The sequence below is a fragment of the Bartonella sp. MM73XJBT.G genome, assembly GCF_028618435.1.
Taxonomy (GTDB): domain Bacteria; phylum Pseudomonadota; class Alphaproteobacteria; order Rhizobiales; family Rhizobiaceae; genus Bartonella.
Genome location: NZ_JAQISW010000063.1, coordinates 1 through 2,084, shown reverse-complemented (window position 1 = coordinate 2,084; position 2,084 = coordinate 1). Strand labels below are relative to the sequence as shown.

Here is a 2,084-nt window from a genome sequence, read left to right as displayed (position 1 = left end):
AAATCATAAACCTTTGCATTGCCATATACATAGCCACCAACACCAGCATTGCCATAAACCCGCGCATTATCATAAACACGACCAGTTTTTACAACATAAGCATTATCACCAACCCAGCAATTGCCATGATGTGATAAATTGTATTCACTACTTATATACCCCCCGAGGTCGCCTTTTTTCACATCACCAAAATCTCTTAATGCTCTAATTCTGTGAAGTGTATTAAAACCAACCTCTATTGTCTCACCCGTAAATTCGTATTTTTTTGCAGGCTCTTGTTTATTATTAGATGCGGTTTCATTTGAAATGTTAGAAATAACGGGGGTGTTTTTTGAGATATTTGTCATAATTAAACCTAATCGTAATGAAGTTTTCAATTGACAACCCATAAGGGCGCCGGGTGTTGAAAACACGGCGATTAGTCCGTCGTCACACCTTCCCCAAAAGAGTATTGTATAGTGTAACCACACCCGACAAAATCGTTATATGCCAATGACAGCATAAAAGAAAGTCAGTATTTTAAAGACATGGGAGAGGTTGTTTCGTAACCTATCCGCTAATCGTTAAGTGTTTTCAGCACTTGAGTATTTATATATCAAAATAGGTATTTATTGTCAATTATTATTTTATCTTTTTTGATATTTTTTATGTTTTTTTAAATTCATTGTGTATATATATTTTCATATGCTTATTAATTGCTTCTTTTATATTTATGTGCTTTTAGAGCTATATTATTGGCTTTCTTAAACGATTGTGTTATTTTTTGAATCTATACATTTATAATATTTAGAAACGTTCTCATAATGCGTATTTTTAACTTTATAACGTATCTATTTTTTTACTAAATGAATTTTAAATTTTTTGTGAATTTTGTTTATAAGGCTCTTTAATTTAAACGACCTTAATAGACACCGCGCTCTTATAAAAAATGCATTCATTTGCATTGTGATTATAAGACCTTGCTGTTTTCACGCATTCTTTATAGCCACCGCATCATTTTTCATTTTCATAAGAGAAATGATAAAGAGGATAATTGCGATTTATAGTCTGTTATGAAAACATCTAAAGAGAGATTGATAACTATAGAGATTAGCAAAATCCCTTTTAATAGACTTTTGTCATTTTTGTCAGTTTAGTCAGTTGTTTTTAGACCCTATAGTATTTTTTTTAATGAGATAAAAAAATAAAACATTATATTTCAATATGTTAGTATTTTAATGATACAACCCTTATTAAGATTCACCCCATAAATTCAACTCATAATATATATTTGTCAGTTATCTGTCAGTAAATTGAACTGACAAAAGTGATCATTTTAGTGAGTGATTAAAACACGTCTTTAAAAAACATGTGATCTTTAAAAAGCCTTTCAAAAGACAGTTTATAATCATAAGAAATGCTATCAAGATCATTATGGTTATAGTTTAGGGGGTTTAGGGGGTTTTGGGTGTTCTTTTTACACCCCCTTTATATATTTTTTAAATTAAAAATAAAAGTTATTATATTTCAATATGTTAATGTTTCAAATAAACAACCTGTATTAAATACAACACATAAATACAATCTTTAATATATATTTAAGAGGGTTTTGTAGGTGTTTTGGGGGTTTTAAAAACAGACAAAACCTATAAGTAATATAAGAAAATGAATATACATAACTCTCTTTAAACAAGGCTTTTAAAAAGGATAAAGCTATCATTTGAGATTACGATATAATCTTTTAAAGGCAATCCAAATGACAGTGTTTAAAAGTGCAAATGATTTCTTTTTAGAAGAACGCATATAAACACTCCTTTTAAGATTGTATGTAAGCAATTTATAAAAGGGGTATAAACCTATAGTTATAAGACCTTATACCCCTTGTGAGTTTAGCATACCCATTATGTGAGCATGGCAAGTCTATTCAGTTTCTCTTATTTCTAATTTTGGTAGGCTCTTAACAATTTTCATTGTCTCTAAACTTACAGTAATAACCCTTTGGAATAACTCCAATGGATAAGCAGGATTGCCAACGGTTTCAACAGCATAGCGATTAGCATCATTCACGATGCCACTTTTTTTATCGGTCTTAACACATTGACGCC

At 30.0% G+C, this 2,084-nt stretch carries 1 protein-coding gene and 1 pseudogene; both read right to left on the bottom strand.

All coding sequences use genetic code 11. The annotated features are described in order from the left end of the window. Window positions 1-347, bottom strand: a pseudogene (locus PVV59_RS09745) (hypothetical protein); the annotation flags it as partial. Between the two features lie 1,552 nt (window positions 348-1,899). Next, window positions 1,900-2,084 (bottom strand): hypothetical protein (locus PVV59_RS09740; protein ID WP_342753311.1); only part of this gene is annotated, 185 nt, incomplete at its 5' end.